Origin of the sequence: Ornithinicoccus halotolerans (assembly GCF_009602535.1) — a bacterium.
In the GTDB taxonomy this organism is placed as follows: Bacteria; Actinomycetota; Actinomycetes; order Actinomycetales; family Dermatophilaceae; genus Ornithinicoccus; species Ornithinicoccus halotolerans.
The window spans coordinates 20719-37991 of record NZ_WIQI01000021.1; the positions used below are offsets into that span (position 1 = coordinate 20719).

10 protein-coding genes and 3 rRNA genes are annotated in these 17273 nt (G+C 68.6%); 11 read left to right on the forward strand and 2 right to left on the reverse strand.

The genetic code is table 11. From position 1 onward, the window contains the following. Window positions 1-32: 32 nt before the first annotated feature. The 11 genes from pheS (at window position 33) to rrf (ending at window position 15951) form a co-directional block, all read left to right on the forward strand. Window positions 33-1127 carry a phenylalanine--tRNA ligase subunit alpha gene (gene pheS / locus GFJ45_RS06270; RefSeq protein WP_153395285.1) on the forward strand — a complete coding sequence of 365 codons (1095 nt, stop codon included), beginning with the start codon at window positions 33-35 and terminating at the stop codon, window positions 1125-1127. After that, window positions 1127-3763 (forward strand): phenylalanine--tRNA ligase subunit beta, encoded by a 2637-nt coding sequence (locus GFJ45_RS06275; RefSeq protein WP_153395287.1) that lies wholly within the window; start codon window positions 1127-1129, stop codon window positions 3761-3763. The genes pheS and GFJ45_RS06275 overlap by 1 nt, the downstream gene beginning before the upstream one ends. A 71-nt stretch (window positions 3764-3834) precedes the next feature. Beyond that, on the forward strand, window positions 3835-4665 hold the full coding sequence (locus tag GFJ45_RS06280; protein WP_153395289.1) for an SDR family NAD(P)-dependent oxidoreductase: 831 nt from the start codon (window positions 3835-3837) through the stop codon (window positions 4663-4665). Between the two features lie 69 nt (window positions 4666-4734). After that, complete coding sequence (locus GFJ45_RS06285; protein ID WP_228386591.1) at window positions 4735-5274, forward strand: arginine repressor; 540 nt, start codon at window positions 4735-4737, stop codon at window positions 5272-5274. A gap of 132 nt (window positions 5275-5406) precedes the next feature. Beyond that, window positions 5407-6825 (forward strand): argininosuccinate lyase, encoded by a 1419-nt coding sequence (gene argH / locus GFJ45_RS06290; protein ID WP_153395294.1) that lies wholly within the window; start codon window positions 5407-5409, stop codon window positions 6823-6825. Between the two features lie 45 nt (window positions 6826-6870). Beyond that, window positions 6871-8241 carry an acyltransferase family protein gene (locus tag GFJ45_RS06295; RefSeq protein ID WP_153395296.1) on the forward strand — a complete coding sequence of 457 codons (1371 nt, stop codon included), beginning with the start codon at window positions 6871-6873 and terminating at the stop codon, window positions 8239-8241. Continuing rightward, on the forward strand, window positions 8238-8921 hold the full coding sequence (locus tag GFJ45_RS06300) for a DNA-3-methyladenine glycosylase (RefSeq protein ID WP_153395298.1): 684 nt from the start codon (window positions 8238-8240) through the stop codon (window positions 8919-8921). Before GFJ45_RS06295 ends, GFJ45_RS06300 begins: the two co-directional genes overlap by 4 nt. Window positions 8922-8957: 36 nt before the next feature. Beyond that, window positions 8958-10223 (forward strand): tyrosine--tRNA ligase, encoded by a 1266-nt coding sequence (tyrS, locus tag GFJ45_RS06305; RefSeq protein WP_153395300.1) that lies wholly within the window; start codon window positions 8958-8960, stop codon window positions 10221-10223. 545 nt (window positions 10224-10768) lie between these two features. After that, window positions 10769-12291 (forward strand): 16S ribosomal RNA (locus GFJ45_RS06310). A 359-nt stretch (window positions 12292-12650) separates the two neighbouring features. Beyond that, window positions 12651-15762, forward strand: a 23S ribosomal RNA gene (locus GFJ45_RS06315). Window positions 15763-15834: 72 nt separating this feature from the next. After that, a 5S ribosomal RNA gene (rrf, locus tag GFJ45_RS06320) occupies window positions 15835-15951 on the forward strand. Together the 16S, 23S and 5S rRNA genes form the textbook arrangement of a ribosomal RNA operon. A 205-nt stretch (window positions 15952-16156) precedes the next feature. Here rrf and GFJ45_RS06325 read toward each other — a convergent pair. Together GFJ45_RS06325 and GFJ45_RS06330 are read right to left on the reverse strand one after the other, a co-directional pair. After that, a complete protein-coding gene (locus GFJ45_RS06325) occupies window positions 16157-16543 on the reverse strand; it encodes a VOC family protein (RefSeq protein WP_194288541.1) in 387 nt (128 codons plus the stop codon). Window positions 16544-16548: 5 nt separating this feature from the next. Beyond that, window positions 16549-16839, reverse strand: a complete 291-nt coding sequence (locus GFJ45_RS06330) for an ArsR/SmtB family transcription factor (RefSeq protein ID WP_153395304.1) — start codon at window positions 16837-16839, stop codon at window positions 16549-16551. Window positions 16840-17273 lie beyond the last annotated feature (434 nt).

The following is a 17273-nucleotide window of genomic DNA, read 5'->3' on the forward strand; positions in this document are numbered from 1 at the left end:
CCAGGGCGAGGCCGGTCCTTAGACTTGCGCAGGTGTCCGGACCCAACAGCGACTACGACCCGGTTGAGGTAGCCGCGCTCGACCCCGAGGTCGTGGAGAGCAACGTGCAGGCCGCGCTGGCCGCCATCGCCGCCGCCACCACCCTGGAGGAGCTCAAGGCCGCCCGCATCGCGCACGCCGGTGACCGCTCCCCGCTGGCGCTGGCCAACCGCGAGATCGGGGCGCTGCCGCCGAGCGCGCGGGCCGAGGCCGGCAAGCGGGCCGGGCAGGCCCGCGGGAGGGTCTCGGCCGCGCTGGCCGAGCGGCAGGCCGTGCTGGAGGCCGAGCGGGACGAGCGGATCCTGCGCGAGGAGGCGCTCGACCTGACGCTGCCCCCGGGACGGCGGCCGCTGGGCCACCGGCACCCGCTGACGGTGACCGCCGAGCGGATGGCCGACGTCATGGTGGGCATGGGCTGGGAGATCGCCGAGGGCCCGGAGGTCGAGGCCGAGTGGTTCAACTTCGACGCCCTCAACTTCGACCTCGACCACCCGGCCCGGCAGATGCAGGACACCTTCTTCGTCGAGCCCGCCGACGCCGGTCTGGTGCTGCGCACCCACACCTCGCCGGTGCAGGCCCGTGCCCTGCTCGAACGCGGGGCCCCGCTCTACGTGGCGGTGCCCGGCAAGACGTTCCGGACCGACGAGCTGGACGCCACCCACACGCCGGTCTTCCACCAGGTGGAGGGGCTGGCCGTCGACGAGGGGCTGACGATGGCCCACCTCAAGGGCACCCTGGACCGGCTCGCCGAGGAGCTCTTCGGCAAGGGGCTGACCACCCGGCTGCGGCCGGCGTTCTTCCCCTTCACCGAGCCGAGCGCGGAGATGGACCTGGTCTGCTTCGTCTGCCGCGGCGAGGACCCCGGCTGCCGGACCTGCGGCGGCACCGGATGGATCGAGTGGGGCGGCTGCGGGATGGTCAACCAGAACGTGCTGCGCGCCTGCGGTATCGACCCCGCGCGGTACCAGGGCTTCGCCTTCGGCATGGGCGTCGAGCGGTCACTGATGTTCCGCAACGGCATCGCGGACATGCGGGAGATGATCGAGGGCGACGTGCGCTTCAACAGCCAGTTCGGGAGGGAGATCTGATGCGGGTGCCGGTGGACTGGCTCGGCGACTACGTCGAGCTCCCGGCCGGCGTGACCGGCGCGCGGATCGCGGCCGACCTGGTGCGGGTGGGCCTGGAGGAGGAGGGCCTGCACGGCGGCGACGTCACCGGCCCGCTCGTGGCCGGCCGGGTGCTCGAGGCCACCCCGGAGAGTCAGAAGAACGGCAAGACCATCAACTGGTGCCACGTCGACGTCGGCCCGCGACTCAACGCTGCCCACGGCTCCGAGGCTGGCATCGGCATCGTGTGCGGTGCGCACAACTTCGCCGCGGGCGACCTGGTCGCGGTGATCCTGCCCGGGGGCGTGCTGCCCACCCCGCACGGGCCGATGCCGATCTCGGCGCGCAAGACCTACGGTCACCGCAGTGCCGGCATGATCTGCTCCGCCCGAGAGCTCGGGCTCGGCGACGACCACGAGGGCATCATCGTCCTCGACGAGCACCTGGGCAGCGTCGACCACGGGCTGCGGCCGGGCGACGACCTGATCCCCGTGCTCGGCCTGGACCGCGAGGTCGTCGAGGTGAACGTGACCCCGGACCGCGGCTACTGCTTCTCGGTGCGCGGCATCGCCCGGGAGTACTCCCACAGCACCGGGGCGGCCTTCCACGACCCCGCCGCGGCCGTCAAGGTCGCCGACGCCACGACCGGTGGGTTCGCGGTCGAGCTGGCCGACGACGCCCCGCTGCGCGGTACGCCCGGCTGCGACCGGTTCGTGGCCCGCGTCGTGCGCGGTATCGACCCGGCCGCCCCGACACCGGCCTGGATGGCCACCCGGCTGCGCGAGGCCGGGATGCGACCGATCTCGCTGGCGGTCGACGTCTCCAACTACGTGATGCTCGGACTCGGGCAGCCGACCCACGCCTATGACCTGGCCACCCTCACCGGGCCGATCGTCGTGCGCCGGGCCCGGCCCGGCGAGCGGCTGACCACGCTGGACGACGTGACCCGTGCGCTGCACCCCGAGGACCTGCTCATCACCGACGGCGGTGCGGGCGAGCAGGGCCGGGTGCTGGGCATCGCCGGCGTCATGGGCGGGGCCAGCAGCGAGGTGAGCGCGGCCACGACCGACGTGCTCATCGAGGCCGCCCACTTCGACCCCCGGACGGTGGCCCGCAGCTCGCGCCGGCACCGGCTGTCGACCGAGGCGTCGAAGCGGTTCGAGCGCGGGGTGGACCCGGCGCTGCCCGCCGTGGCGGCGCAGCTGATGGTCGACCTGCTCGTCGAGCTCGGCGGCGGCACGGCCGACCCGGAGAGCACCGACACCGACATCCGGACCGAGGGGCCGACCATCGCGCTGGACACCTCGCTGCCGGGCCGCTACATCGGCGTCGACTACTCCCACGAGCGCGTCGTCGAGGTGCTGGAGCTCATCGGCTGCGAGGTCGAGGACCCGGCCAGCGGTGGTAGCGGCCGCCGGCCCGGCCTGCTCCGGCGTGCCCCGGAGCGTCCCGGCCGGCTCGAGGACGGCGCCGGCACCGGTCATGCCGTCACCGTGCGGCCCCCGTCCTGGCGGCCGGATCTGCAGGACGGGCCCGACCTGGTGGAGGAGGTCGCCCGGATCGACGGCTACGACGCGATCCCGTCGATCGTGCCTGCCGCTCCGGGCGGACGCGGGCTGACCCACGGCCAGCGGGTGCGGCGCCGGGTGGCGGACGTCCTCGCCGGTCAGGGCCTGCACGAGGTGCTCACCTACCCGTTCGTGGGCCCGGACCGGTTCACCGAGCTGGGGCTACCGGCCGGCGACGAGCGCCGCTACGCCGTGCGGCTGGCCAACCCGCTCTCGGACGAGGCCCCGCTGATGCGCACCCAGCTGCTGCAGACGCTGCCGGAGGCGCTGCGGCGCAACATCGCCCGCGGCCAGCGGGACGTGGCCCTCTACGAGCTGGGCACGATCACCCGGCCCACCCGGGGCGCGGCCGCCCCGGTCCCCGGCGTCGGGGCGCTGCCCGCCCCGCAGACGCTCGCCGCGATCCGCGAGGCCGTGCCCGAGCAGCCGTGGCACGTGGCCATGGTGGCCGCCGGCCAGGTCGAGCACGCGGGCTGGTGGGGGCCGGGCCACGCCGTCCAGGCCGGGGACGCGGTGGCGTGGGCGCAGTCGCTGTGTGACCTGCTCGCCGTGCCGGTGACCCGCACCATGACCGAGCGCGCGCCCTGGCACCCCGGCCGCTGCGTCCAGCTGGCGCTGCCGGACGGCGACGTCGTGGGCTGGGCCGGCGAGCTGCACCCGAAGGTGGTCCAGGCGCTCGGCCTGCCGGAGCGCAGCGTGGCCGCCGAGCTGGACCTGGAGGTGCTGATCCGCGCCAGCGACCGGCGGGTGCTGGCCACCCCGATCTCCACCCACCCCGCGGCGACCTCCGACGTGGCGCTGGTGGTGTCCCGGTCGGTGCGGTTCGCCGACCTGGAGGCCTCGCTGCGGGCCGGCGCCGGGCAGCTGCTGGAGTCGATCCTGCTGTTCGACGTCTACCACGGTGACCAACTCGCCGAGGACGAGCAGTCGCTGGCGTTCCGGATGACCTTCCGCGCCCCCGACCGGACGCTGCGCACCGAGGAGGTCAACGCCGCCCGCGACGCCGCGGTGGCCCGGGCACGCGCCGACCACGGCGCCGTGCAGCGGTAGCGGCCCGCACCGCCTTCCGCCCCTCCCACCGGCTGGCCCCGGCGCGGGCCGGTCCCGATAGGGTCTGGGCCATGGCTGCAACGGGTTCGGGAGAGGCACGCGTGGAGAAGGTCGCCCTGGTCACCGGCGCCTCCCGCGGCATCGGGGCGCACCTCGCGCGGGCGCTGGCCGGCGCCGGCTACGCGGTCGCGGCGGTGGCCCGCAGCGCGGAGTCGCTGGCCGGCATCGTCGGCGAGCTGCGCGACGGCGGCTCCGCGGTGCTCTCGCTGCCCGCTGACGTCACCGACGTCGCCGCCGTCGAGGCCGTGGTGGAGCGGACGATGGCGACCTGGGGCCGCATCGACGTGCTGGTCAACAACGCCGGGTCGGTCGAGGCCGAGCGCCCGATCTGGGAGGCCGACCCCGAGCAGTGGTGGGCGGTCCTGGAGGCGAACGTGCGGGGGCCGTTCCTGCTGACCCGCGCCGTCGCGCCGCACATGATCGCTGCCGGCGGTGGCCGGATCATCAACATGAACAGCGGCGCCGGCACCCGGGAACGGGCGCCGCTCACCGCCTACACCGCCTCCAAGACCGCGCTGGCGCGGATCACCGGGGGCACCGCGGAGGCCGGGGCGGAGCACGGCCTCTACGCCTTCGACCTCGCGCCCGGGGTGGTGCGCACCGACATGACGCGGGGCATGTCGATGCACCGGGGCCGTACCGAGTGGACCGACCCGGAGGACGTGATCGCGCTGGCGCTGGCGCTGGCCTCCGGGGAGCTGGACGCCTTCTCGGGGCGGATGGTGCGGGCCGGGGCGGACACCCCGGCGGTGCTGCGCCGTGCCGCCGAGCGTGGGCTGCCGGCGGACGCCCGCAAGGTTCGGCTGCTGCCCTGGGGCGACGACGACCCGATGGCGGGCTGACCAGAAGGCAGCGGCCGGGCCCCCCACCCGGTCGCTGCATAGTCATGCATGACCTTGTATAGTTTCGGCGTGAGCACCGACGCCTCGACCGCCATCCCCGGGACGCGGGCCGCCCGCCACCAGCGCATCGCCGAGCTGCTGGAGCGGCACGCCGTCACCTCCCAGGGGGACCTGCTGGGGCTGCTGGCTCAGGACGGCATCAGCGTCACCCAGGCCACGCTGTCGCGGGACCTGGTCGAGCTGGGTGCGGTGAAGGTCCGGCAGGGCCAGCAGGGGCGGCTGGTGTACGCGGTCCCGGCCCAGGGCGGCGACAGCACGCCGCGGCCGGCGCAGGACAGCACCGAGGTCGCCGGTCGGCTGGCGCGGTTGTGCGAGGAGCTGCTGGTCAGCGCCCGCCACAGCGGGAACCAGGTGGTGCTGCGCACCCCTCCGGGCGCTGCGCAGTACCTGGCCTCGGCGATCGACCGCAGCGACAGCCCGGACGTGCTGGGCACGATCGCCGGTGACGACACCATCCTGGTGATCGCCACCGAGGCCGACGGGGGCGCCGACGTGGCGGGCAGGCTGCTCGCGCTGGCCGGGGCGCTGCCCGAGAACGGCCGCGGCTGACCCCTGACGGCGGCCTCCACCCGCCCCGCTCGGTGCGCCGGCGCGCCAGCAGCCGACGACAGCCGGGTAGTGGCGCCCGTCCGCCCGTGGCCGTCGTCGGTGGCCGTCACCGCGGCTGACAGGATGGGAGCCATGAGTCTGAGCCTGTGGGGCGGCCGGTTCACCGGCGCGCCCGCCGACGCCCTCACCGAGCTGTCCCGCTCGACCCACTTCGACTGGCGGCTGGCGCCCTACGACATCGCCGGCTCTCGCGCACACGCCCGGGTGCTGCACAAGGCCGGCCTGCTCAGCGAGACCGACCTCCGTCTCATGCTCACCGGGCTGCAGCAGCTGCTCGACGACGTCACCAGCGGTGACTTCCTGCCGGCGCCGGAGGACGAGGACGTCCACACGGCGCTGGAACGGGGCCTCATCGAGCGGGTCGGGCCCGAGGTCGGCGGCCGGCTGCGCGCCGGGCGCTCGCGCAACGACCAGGTCGCCGCGCAGTTCCGGATGTACCTGCGCGACCAGGCGCGCGACCTCTCCGCCGAGGTGCTCGGGGTCGTCGAGGCGCTCGCCGAGCAGGCCGGCCGGCATCCCGAGGTCGCGATGCCGGGCCGGACCCATCTGCAGCACGCCCAGCCGGTGCTGCTGGCCCACCACCTGCAGGCCCACGCGTGGGCGCTGATGCGGGACCTGGACCGGTGGCGGGACTGGGACCGCCGGACCTCGCTGTCGCCGTACGGGTCGGGTGCGCTGGCCGGCTCCTCGCTGGGGCTGGACCCGCAGGCGGTCGCCCACGACCTGGGCATGCGGGGAGCGGTGGAGAACTCGATCGACGGCACCGCCAGCCGCGACTTCGCCGCCGAGTTCGGCTTCATCGCCGCGATGACCGCCGTCGACCTGTCCCGGCTGGCCGAGGAGGTCATCCTCTGGTCGACCGCTGAGTTCGGGTTCGTCACCCTCGACGACGCGTTCTCCACCGGATCGAGCATCATGCCGCAGAAGAAGAACCCCGACGTCGCCGAGCTGGCCCGCGGCAAGGCCGGACGCCTGGTGGGGGACCTGGCCGGGCTGCTGACCACGCTCAAGGGGCTGCCGCTGGCCTACAACCGGGACCTGCAGGAGGACAAGGAGCCGGTCTTCGACGCGGTGGACACGCTGGCCGTGCTGCTCCCCGCGGTGTCGGGCATGGTGGCGACCCTCCGCTTCCACACCGACCGGCTGGAGGAGCTGGCCCCGCGCGGCTTCTCGCTGGCCACCGACCTCGCGGAGTGGCTGGTCCGGCAGGGGGTGCCGTTCCGGGCGGCGCACGAGGTCGCCGGGGCGTGCGTGCAGGCGTGCGAGCAGCGTGGCCTCGAGCTGCACGAGCTCTCCGACGAGGACCTGGCAGGCATCAGCGAGCAGCTGACCCCCGAGGTGCGCTCCGTGCTGACGGTGGCGGGGTCGCTGGCCTCGCGGGACGCCCACGGCGGCACGGCCCCGGCCCGGGTGGCCGAGCAGCGCACCCACCTGCTCAAGGAGGTCGCCCGCGCCCGCCACTGGGTGCAGGAACGCCCCCGCATCCGGTGACCGGTCCGGGCGGGGGCAGGGGCGGGGCTCTGCCACCATGGACCCGTGATCCCCGCTTCGCCCGAGCCCGGGGCGGACCGGCGCGCGTCCTGCCCGACTGCTACCTCGGGGCTCGACCGCGCGCCCGCGCCCGCCGCGCCCCCGCCCGACGCCGCCCGTGACTGGCTGCTGGACCTGGTGCGGGTCGGGTCCGTGCTGGTCGTGGTGGTGCTGCACTGGCTCTACCTGCGGGTGACCCTGGTCGATGAGGTGCTCCACACCGAGATCGCGCTGTCCGGACCCCTCCTCTGGGTGCTGAGCTGGCTGCTCCAGGTGATGCCGCTGTTCTTCGTCGCCGGCGGCTACGCGAACACCCTGGTGGTGGACCGCTCTCGAGCCGGCGCGGACGGGGCGACCCGGGCGGGCGCGACCCGGTTCGTCGCCGAGCGCGCCCGGCGGCTGCTGAGCCCGCTGCTGCTGCTCCTCGTCGTGGTGCTGGCCGTGACGCTCGCCATCAGCCGGCTGGACCCGGGCTCCGCGGCCCGGATCGCCGAGCGCGCGGGGAGCCACCTGTGGTTCCTCGGGGTGTTCCTGCTCTGCGCCGCGCTCGCGCCGGTGGCAGTACGGCTGCACGACCGGACCGGCCCGTGGACGGTCCCGGTATGCCTGCTGGCCGGCTCGCTGCTGGTGGACGCCCTCCGGTTCGGCGGCGCCCTCGGGCCGGGCGCGGGGACGTGGGCGAACCTGGCGCTGGTGTGGCTCTTCTGCCACCAGCTGGGCGTGGTCCACGCCCGGCGTGACCTGCAGAGGGCGGCAGGATGGGTCACGACCGCCCTGGGGACGGCCGCCGCGGCGCTGCTGCTGCTCCTCGTCGTGGCCGGTCCCTATCCGGTCGCCTCCATCGGGCTCGCGGACGTCCCCGAGGGCAACCTGCTGCCGCCCACCAGCGCGCTCGCGGTGCTCGCGGTCGCCCAGCTCTGCGTCCTGACGGCGCTGACCCGGGGCCGCTGGCGGCCCGGGCCCCGGCTGCGCGGGCTGCTGGGCTGGCTGAACCCGCGGCTGGTCCTCATCTACCTGTGGCACGTCCCGGCCCTGGGTGCGGTCACCTTCCTGGGCCTGCTCGCTCCCGGGTTGCTGCTCCCGGCGGGCGGCTGGGCGTGGTGGGCGCTGCGCCCGATGTGGCTGGTGCTCGCCGGCGCGATGCTCTGGGTCCTGCTGACAGCGGCACTGGCGTGGGAGATACACCTGCGCCGGTTCGCGACGCGCACCTGGACGGTCACCACCTCGCTCGCGGTCGTACTCGGCACCGTGGGTGCCGTCACCGCCTGGCGGGTCGGTGTCGGCCCGACCGCCGACTCCCTGCTGGGGCTGGCGCTGGTCGGGGCCGCCCTGCTGCTGCTCACCTCACCGGCGCGGCCGGAGAGCCCCCGCGCATGACGGCCGCACCCAGGGGCCGGCCCGACGGTGCCGACACCGCGCTGCCCCGGCAGTGGTTCGCCCGGACCGCCGTCGACCTGGCACCCGACCTGCTGGGCCGGCTCCTCGTCCACGGCGAGGTGGCGATCCGGCTGACGGAGGTCGAGGCGTACGAGGGCCAGCAGGACCCGGGGTCGCACGCCTACCGGGGCCCGACGCCCCGCAACCAGGTGATGTTCGGCGAGCCGGGTCACCTCTACGTCTACCTGAGCTACGGGATCCACAGCTGCGCCAACGTGGTGTGCGGCACGGACGGCCGAGCGTCTGCCGTGCTCCTGCGTGCCGGGGAGGTCGTCGCGGGCGAGGAGCTCGTGCGCGCCCGCCGCGAGCGGTCCGGGCGCCGGTGGCAGCACCACGAGCTGGTCAGGGGCCCGGGCCGGCTGGGGCAGGCGCTGGGCCTGCAGGTCGTCGACAACGGCACCGACCTGTGCGCTCCCGGCGGCGACAGCTGGCTCGCCGCCGGGAGCCCGCCGGCCCGCGCTGCCGTGATGTCCGGACCCCGCGTCGGGGTGAGCGGTCCGGGCGGTGACGCGAGCCGCTACCCCTGGCGGTTCTGGGTGGCCGGGGAGCCGAGCGTGTCGGTGTACCGCAGCGGCAAGGCGGCCCGCGTGTCACCGCGCCGCGCCGGTGAGGCAGGCTAGGGCCACTGCCCAACCGCACGAAGGGAACGACGGGACGTGGAGAGCATCCTCGACGAGCTGCAGTGGCGGGGCCTGGTCGCGCAGTCCACCGACGAGGACGCGCTGCGGGCGGCGCTGGGGGACGGCCCGGTGACCGCCTACTGCGGCTTCGACCCCTCCGCGCCGTCGCTGCACTTCGGCAACCTGGTGCAGCTGGTCGTGCTGCGCCGGCTGCAGCGGGCCGGGCACCGGGTGATCTGCCTGGTGGGCGGGTCCACCGGGCAGATCGGTGACCCCAAGGCCACGGCCGAGCGCCAGCTGCGGCCCCGGGAGCACACCGCGGCCAACGTCGCGCGCATCAAGGATCTGGTGCGCCCCTTCCTGGACTTCGAGGGTGACAACCCCGCCCTACTGGTCGACAACCTGGACTGGACCGCGGGGCTGACGGTCCTGGACTTCCTGCGCGACATCGGCAAGCACTTCCGGGTCAACCAGATGATCCGCAAGGACGCCATCGCCGCCCGGCTGCAGAGCCAGGAGGGCATCTCCTACACCGAGTTCAGCTACCAGCTGCTGCAGGCGCTGGACTACCTGCACCTGTTCCGCGAGTACGGGTGCACGCTGCAGACCGGCGGCAGCGACCAGTGGGGCAACCTGACCGCCGGGGTGGACCTGGTCCACCGGGTGGAAGGTGCCTCGGTGCACGCGCTCACCACCCCGCTGCTCACCGACAGCGACGGCAACAAGCTGGGCAAGTCCGAGGGCAACGCGGTCTGGCTGTCGGCCGACATGTTCAGTCCCTACGCCTTCTACCAGTACTGGATCAACGTGGAGGACGCTTCGGTGATCCAGCTGCTGAAGGTGTTCACCGACCGCAACGCCGAGGACATCGCCGCGCTGGAGCGCTCCCTCGCTGAGCGGCCCCACCAGCGGGAGGCGCACCGCGCGCTCGCCGAGGACGTGACCACCCTCGTGCACGGAGCCGAGGAGACCGCGCGGGTGCGGCGGGCCAGTGAGGTGCTGTTCGGGCGCGGGGAACCAACGGAGCTGGACGAGCGCACCCTGCTCGACGCCACCGCCGAGCTGCCCCGGGCAACGCTGCCGGCCGGAGGCACCGTGGTCGACGCCCTCGTCGCGACCGGCCTGGTGCCGAGCAAGGGTGCCGCCCGGCGCACGATCGCCGAGGGTGGCGCCAGCCTCAACAACCAGCGGGTGCAGGACCCGGAGCAGCCGGTCGAGCCAGCCGACTTCCTGCACGGCAGGGTCGCCCTGGTGCGTCGGGGCCGCAAGAACCTGGCCGCGCTGCTCCCCGCCGAGGGCTAGGCCCCCCGCGACGACGGTCCGCAGGCCGCCGTCGCCGCGCGACCTGCGGATTTGTCTCGTCCGGTGATGCGACGTAAAGTACAGATCCGCCAGCCCGCACGGGAGGCACGGACACCGCTCAGGTGGCCGGTCCCGAGGCTGGACCCCATCACTCCACAGTCGTCATGGACGTCCGACAACGGGCGCCTGGATGCCGACGACGGAGTGCTGCCCGGGACACCGGGGAGCGGACGGCCGGGTTTGAAGCCGGCCCGCCGGATGGGGTAGCATAGAGAAGTTGCCCCGGCTGGGGTGCCTGCGAGTGTGGGTGTTCTGGCTGGTGTGTGTCCGATCCTTGAGAACTCAACAGCGTGCCAAAAATCGACGCCAATATCCTCGTCGTGGGGATGGGTGTGTGCCTGCAGTGTGTGGGTGTGTGCCTGTTCCTTGATGAGATTTCTTTGGTTTGATGGATCGAGTCAGTTGACTCGTTCTGTTAAAGCCAGTTGTTCAGCCCTTTGTTGGGTTTTGGTTGTTGCCGGGCTTTGCCCTGGTTAACCGATACTTTAACGGAGAGTTTGATCCTGGCTCAGGACGAACGCTGGCGGCGTGCTTAACACATGCAAGTCGAACGGTGAACTCAGAGCTTGCTCTGGGGGATCAGTGGCGAACGGGTGAGTAACACGTGAGTAACCTGCCCTTCACTCTGGGATAACTCCGGGAAACCGGAGCTAATACCGGATACGACCCGAGCGGGCATCTGCATCGGGTGGAAAGATTTATCGGTGAGGGATGGACTCGCGGCCTATCAGCTTGTTGGTGGGGTAATGGCCCACCAAGGCTCCGACGGGTAGCCGGCCTGAGAGGGCGACCGGCCACACTGGGACTGAGACACGGCCCAGACTCCTACGGGAGGCAGCAGTGGGGAATATTGCACAATGGGCGAAAGCCTGATGCAGCGACGCCGCGTGAGGGATGACGGCCTTCGGGTTGTAAACCTCTTTCAGCAGGGAAGAAGCTTTTGTGACGGTACCTGCAGAAGAAGCACCGGCTAACTACGTGCCAGCAGCCGCGGTAATACGTAGGGTGCGAGCGTTGTCCGGAATTATTGGGCGTAAAGAGCTCGTAGGCGGTTTGTCACGTCTGCTGTGAAAACTCGGGGCTTAACCCCGAGCCTGCAGTGGGTACGGGCAGACTAGAGTGTGGTAGGGGAGACTGGAATTCCTGGTGTAGCGGTGGAATGCGCAGATATCAGGAGGAACACCGATGGCGAAGGCAGGTCTCTGGGCCACTACTGACGCTGAGGAGCGAAAGCATGGGGAGCGAACAGGATTAGATACCCTGGTAGTCCATGCCGTAAACGTTGGGCGCTAGGTGTGGGACTCATTCCACGAGTTCCGTGCCGCAGCTAACGCATTAAGCGCCCCGCCTGGGGAGTACGGCCGCAAGGCTAAAACTCAAAGGAATTGACGGGGGCCCGCACAAGCGGCGGAGCATGCGGATTAATTCGATGCAACGCGAAGAACCTTACCAAGGCTTGACATATACCGGAAACACCCAGAGATGGGTGCCCCGCAAGGTCGGTATACAGGTGGTGCATGGTTGTCGTCAGCTCGTGTCGTGAGATGTTGGGTTAAGTCCCGCAACGAGCGCAACCCTCGTTCTATGTTGCCAGCGCGTAATGGCGGGGACTCATAGAAGACTGCCGGGGTCAACTCGGAGGAAGGTGGGGATGACGTCAAATCATCATGCCCCTTACGTCTTGGGCTTCACGCATGCTACAATGGCCGGTATAAAGGGCTGCGATACCGTAAGGTGGAGCGAATCCCAAAAAACCGGTCTCAGTTCGGATTGGGGTCTGCAACTCGACCCCATGAAGTCGGAGTCGCTAGTAATCGCAGATCAGCAACGCTGCGGTGAATACGTTCCCGGGCCTTGTACACACCGCCCGTCAAGTCACGAAAGTCGGTAACACCCGAAGCCGGTGGCCCAACCCTTGTGGAGGGAGCCGTCGAAGGTGGGACCGGTAATTGGGACTAAGTCGTAACAAGGTAGCCGTACCGGAAGGTGCGGCTGGATCACCTCCTTTCTAAGGAGCATCTGGCCACGGTTGTGGTCCAGAGGCCTGCCTCGGACGAGTGTTCCGAGGAGGTTGCTCAGGGTGGAACGTCGATTAGTTGGCCTGCGCGGTGCGCGGGGTTGTGAGTACTGCCGGAGTGATCCGGTGTGGAAGGCAGCTTCGGGCTCGGGCAGGCTTGGCACGTTGTTGGGTCCTGAGGGCTCGGGCACGTTTGGCGTGTCTGGGGTCACTCTCAGGCCGGCCCCGATGAGGGGCAGGTCGGGCCCTGGTTCTGGTCGAACCGCTACCCCTGGTGGGTGGTAGGCGATCTGGTGGCCAGGTCTCCGCCCGTATGTTGAGAACTACACAGTGGACGCGAGCATCTTTGTGGCTAAGTTTTTAAGGGCACACGGTGGATGCCTTGGCACCAGGAACCGAAGAAGGACGTAGGAATCTGCGATAAGCCTCGGGGAGTCGATAACCAGACATTGATCCGAGGATTTCCGAATGGGGAAACCCGGCTGGATTCATCTCCAGTCACCCACGCCTGAACACATAGGGCGTGCGGAGGGAACGTGGGGAAGTGAAACATCTCAGTACCCACAGGAAGAGAAAGCAACCGCGATTCCGTGAGTAGTGGCGAGCGAAAGCGGAACAGGCTAAACCGATCATGTGTGATAGCTGGTAGGCGTTGCATGGTCGGGGTTGTGGGATCTTCGAGCTGTCTCTACCAGGACAGCACGGAGTAAGAAATCCATGTCATAGACGAAGGACCTGGAACGGTCCGGCACAGAGGGTGACACCCCCGTAGTCGAAATGGCGTGGACTCCGCGAAGTGATCCCAAGTAGCACGGGGCCCGAGAAATCCCGTGCGAATCTGGCAGGACCACCTGCTAAGCCTAAATATTCCCTGGTGACCGATAGCGGACAAGTACCGTGAGGGAAAGGTGAAAAGTACCCCGGGAGGGGAGTGAAATAGATCCTGAAACCGCGTGCCTACAAGCCGTCGGAGCCGGCGTGTTCCGGTGACGGCGTGCCTTTTGAAGAATGAGCCTGCGAGTTAGTGCTCAGTGGCGAGGTTAACCCGTGTGGGGAAGCCGTAGCGAAAGCGAGTCCGAACAGGGCGATAGAGTCGCTGGGTCTAGACCCGAAGCGGAGTGATCTACCCATGGCCAGGTTGAAGCGCGGGTAAGACCGCGTGGAGGACCGAACCCACTTAGGTTGAAAACTGAGGGGATGAGCTGTGGGTAGGGGTGAAAGGCCAATCAAACTCCGTGATAGCTGGTTCTCCCCGAAATGCATTTAGGTGCAGCGTCATGCGTTTCTTCCCGGAGGTAGAGCTACTGGATGGCAGATGGGCCTCACCAGGTTACTGACGTCAACCAAACTCCGAATGCCGGGAAGTGAGAGCATGGCAGTGAGACTGTGGGGGATAAGCTTCATAGTCGAGAGGGAAACAGCCCAGATCACCAGCTAAGGTCCCAAAGCGTGTGCTAAGTGGGAAAGGATGTGGAGTTACTGAGACAACCAGGAGGTTGGCTTAGAAGCAGCCACCCTTTAAAGAGTGCGTAATAGCTCACTGGTCAAGTGATTCCGCGCCGACAATGTAGCGGGGCTCAAGCACACCACCGAAGCTGTGGCATTGACACATCTGCCCGGTGTCGTCCCTCGAGGACGGCATCCAAGCGTGTCGATGGGTAGGGGAGCGTCGTGTGGCGAGTGAAGCGGCGGAGTGATCCAGCCGTGGACGCCACACGAGTGAGAATGCAGGCATGAGTAGCGAAAGACGGGTGAGAAACCCGTCCGCCGAATAACCAAGGGTTCCAGGGTCAAGCTAATCTGCCCTGGGTAAGTCGGGACCTAAGGCGAGGCCGACAGGCGTAGTCGATGGACATCCGGTTGATATTCCGGAACCGGCGAAGAACCGCCCAATACCGAATCATCCAATGCTAAGCGCCTGAAGCCGGTTGATCTCTTCGGAGTGATACCGGTGGAACGCGCGACCCAAGGATGTAGTAGGTAAGCGATGGAAGGACGCAGGAAGGTAGCCTCCGCGTGGCGATGGTTGTCCACGTCTAAGGTTGTAGGGCGAGGTATAGGTAAATCCGTACCTCATGTGCCTGAGAGCTGATAGTGACCGCGTATGCGGGAAGCGGGTGATCCTATGCTGCCAAGAAAAGTTCCTAGCGAGGTTCGAGCCGCCCGTACCCTAAACCGACTCAGGTGGTTAGGTAGAGAATACTAAGGCGATCGAGTGAATCGTGGTTAAGGAATTCGGCAAAATGCCCCCGTAACTTCGGGAGAAGGGGGGCCCGGAGGGTGATGACACTTGCTGTCTGAGCCCGAACGGCCGCAGAGACCAGGGAGAAGCGACTGTTTACTAAAAACACAGGTCCGTGCGAAGTCGCAAGACGATGTATACGGACTGACGCCTGCCCGGTGCTGGAACGTTAAGGGGACGGGTTAGCCTCACGGCGAAGCTCTGAACTCATGCGCCAGTAAACGGCGGTGGTAACTATAACCATCCTAAGGTAGCGAAATTCCTTGTCGGGTAAGTTCCGACCTGCACGAATGGCGTAACGACTTCTCCACTGTCTCAACCACGAACTCGGCGAAATTGCACTACGAGTAAAGATGCTCGTTACGCGCAGCAGGACGGAAAGACCCCGGGACCTTTACTACAGCTTGGTATTGGTGTTCGGTACGGCTTGTGTAGGATAGGTGGGAGACTGCGAAGCCGGCACGCCAGTGTCGGTGGAGTCAACCTTGAAATACCACTCTGGTCGTTCTGGACATCTAACCTCGGTCCGTGATCCGGATCAGGGACAGTGCCTGGTGGGTAGTTTAACTGGGGCGGTTGCCTCCCAAAAGGTAACGGAGGCGCCCAAAGGTTCCCTCAGCCTGGTTGGCAATCAGGTTTCGAGTGTAAGTGCACAAGGGAGCTTGACTGCGAGACAGACATGTCGAGCAGAGACGAAAGTCGGGACTAGTGACCCGACGGTGGCTTGTGGAAGCGCCGTCGCTCAACGGATAAAAGGTACCCCGGGGATAACAGGCTGATCCTGCCCAAGAGCTCATATCGACGGCATGGTTTGGCACCTCGATGTCGGCTCGTCGCATCCTGGGGCTGGAGTCGGTCCCAAGGGTTGGGCTGTTCGCCCATTAAAGCGGTACGCGAGCTGGGTTTAGAACGTCGTGAGACAGTTCGGTCCCTATCCGCTGCGCGCGTAGGAAACTTGAGAAGACCTGTCCCTAGTACGAGAGGACCGGGATGGACGAACCTCTGGTGTGTCAGTTGTCCTGCCAAGGGCACCGCTGATTAGCTACGTTCGGTCGTGATAACCGCTGAAAGCATCTAAGCGGGAAGCACACTTCAAGATGAGGTTTCCATGGGGTTTACCCCGAGAGGCTCCCAGCTAGACTACTGGGTTGATAGGCCGGATGTGGAAGTGCAGCAATGCATGGAGCTGACCGGTACTAATAAGCCGATAACTTAACAACAAAGATGCTACGCGTCCACTGTGTGGTTCCCGAGATACGGTCGGGAACAGCCCAACCACATCTCCATAGAGTTACGGCGGCCATAGCGAAGGGGAAACGCCCGGTCACATTCCGAACCCGGAAGCTAAGCCCTTCAGCGCCGATGGTACTGCACTGGCGACGGTGTGGGAGAGTAGGACACCGCCGGACAATCATTCCCGGGAGCCCCGGGGACCGAAGGCCACCAGGCCCGCACGGTCCCCGGGGCTCACCGCTGTCCAGCACCAGAACCAGAATCACCCCACCCCACCAGCGGCCCCCGCGGGGAAGTGACGCCGCTACCGCAGGTGGGTTCGCGTCCGGGTGTCGCCAGCCGGCAGGGTGCCGCAGAGCTGTGTCGGCGCAGGAGCCAGGCCTACTTGAGGGCAGCGATCTGGATCAGGTTGCCGCAGGTGTCGTCGAAGACGGCGGTGACCACTGGCCCCAGGTCGGTCGCCTCCTGGGTGAACTCGACGCCCAGCCCCTTGAGCCGCTGCACTTCTGCGTACACGTCGTCGACGGCGAACTGGGTGAACGGGATGCCGTCGTCGACGAGGGCCTGCTTGAAGGGCGTTGCCGCGGGATGGCCGTCCGGTTCGAGGAGCAGCTCGACCCCGTCCGGGTCGGCGGGGGAGACCACGGTGAGCCAGCGTGCGGCGCCGGCGGGCTCGTCGGTCTTCTTCAGGAAGCCCAGCTTCTCGGTGTAGAAGGCCAGGGCCTTGGCCTGGTCGTCCACGAGCACGCTGGTGAGGTTGATCCGGATCACGGCTATGACTCCTCTGGATGGGTGGGCCACCGCTCGAGGACCGAGCGCAGCGGCCTGGTGTCGATGTGGTGGAACTTGTAGCGGCCCTGGCGCCGGGTGTGCACCAGACCGGCCTGTTCGAGGACCGCGAGGTGCTGTGAGATGGCCTGCCGCGAAGAGGCCAGGCCGTGCCGCATCGTCAGTCGGCCGCAGATCTCGAACAGCGTCTGACCATCCCTGGCGGTGAGCTCGTCGAGGATGATGCGTCGCGTCGAGTCGCCGATGGCCTTGAACAGCTCGGGCTCGTCCTCCACGAACCCGTTATATGCAAGTGAGCACTTGCCTGTCAAGGGGCCGACTGCCGCCCTCTCGGCGCGTGCCGGGCCGCGACCGGGAATGTCCCGCCCCCGGTCGGTGTTGTCCCGCAGGAGCGGAGGACGCCCGCGGCCAGGCCAGGAATGGCGCTGCGATCAGGGGCGTTGCACCCGCTCACGGCCGCCCGTACGGGCGACCAGAGGAGAGGTGCACGCCGATTTGGCTCCGTCCAGGACGGCTGGTAATGTCTTTCCTCGCGCCGCAGGGACATGAGCCCGGTGAGCGCAGCGCCTCCTCGCCTGCACGGCAGGCCGCGCCGGCCCGATTGGCGCCGGAACGGACCGGAGGATAGACTGGAGAAGTTGCCCCGGCTGGGGTGCCTGCGAGTGTGGGTGTTCTGGCTGGTGTGTGTCCGATCCTTGAGAACTCAACA

Excerpts from the sequence above, each read along its gene's own strand:
- GFJ45_RS06275 (WP_153395287.1), top strand. The coding sequence starts at position 1,127 with ATGCGGGTGCCGGTGGACTGGCTCGGCGACTACGTCGAGCTCCCGGCC.
- GFJ45_RS06300 (WP_153395298.1), top strand. The coding sequence starts at position 8,238 with ATGACGGCCGCACCCAGGGGCCGGCCCGACGGTGCCGACACCGCGCTG.
- argH (WP_153395294.1), top strand. The coding sequence starts at position 5,407 with ATGAGTCTGAGCCTGTGGGGCGGCCGGTTCACCGGCGCGCCCGCCGAC.
- GFJ45_RS06280 (WP_153395289.1), top strand. The coding sequence starts at position 3,835 with ATGGCTGCAACGGGTTCGGGAGAGGCACGCGTGGAGAAGGTCGCCCTG.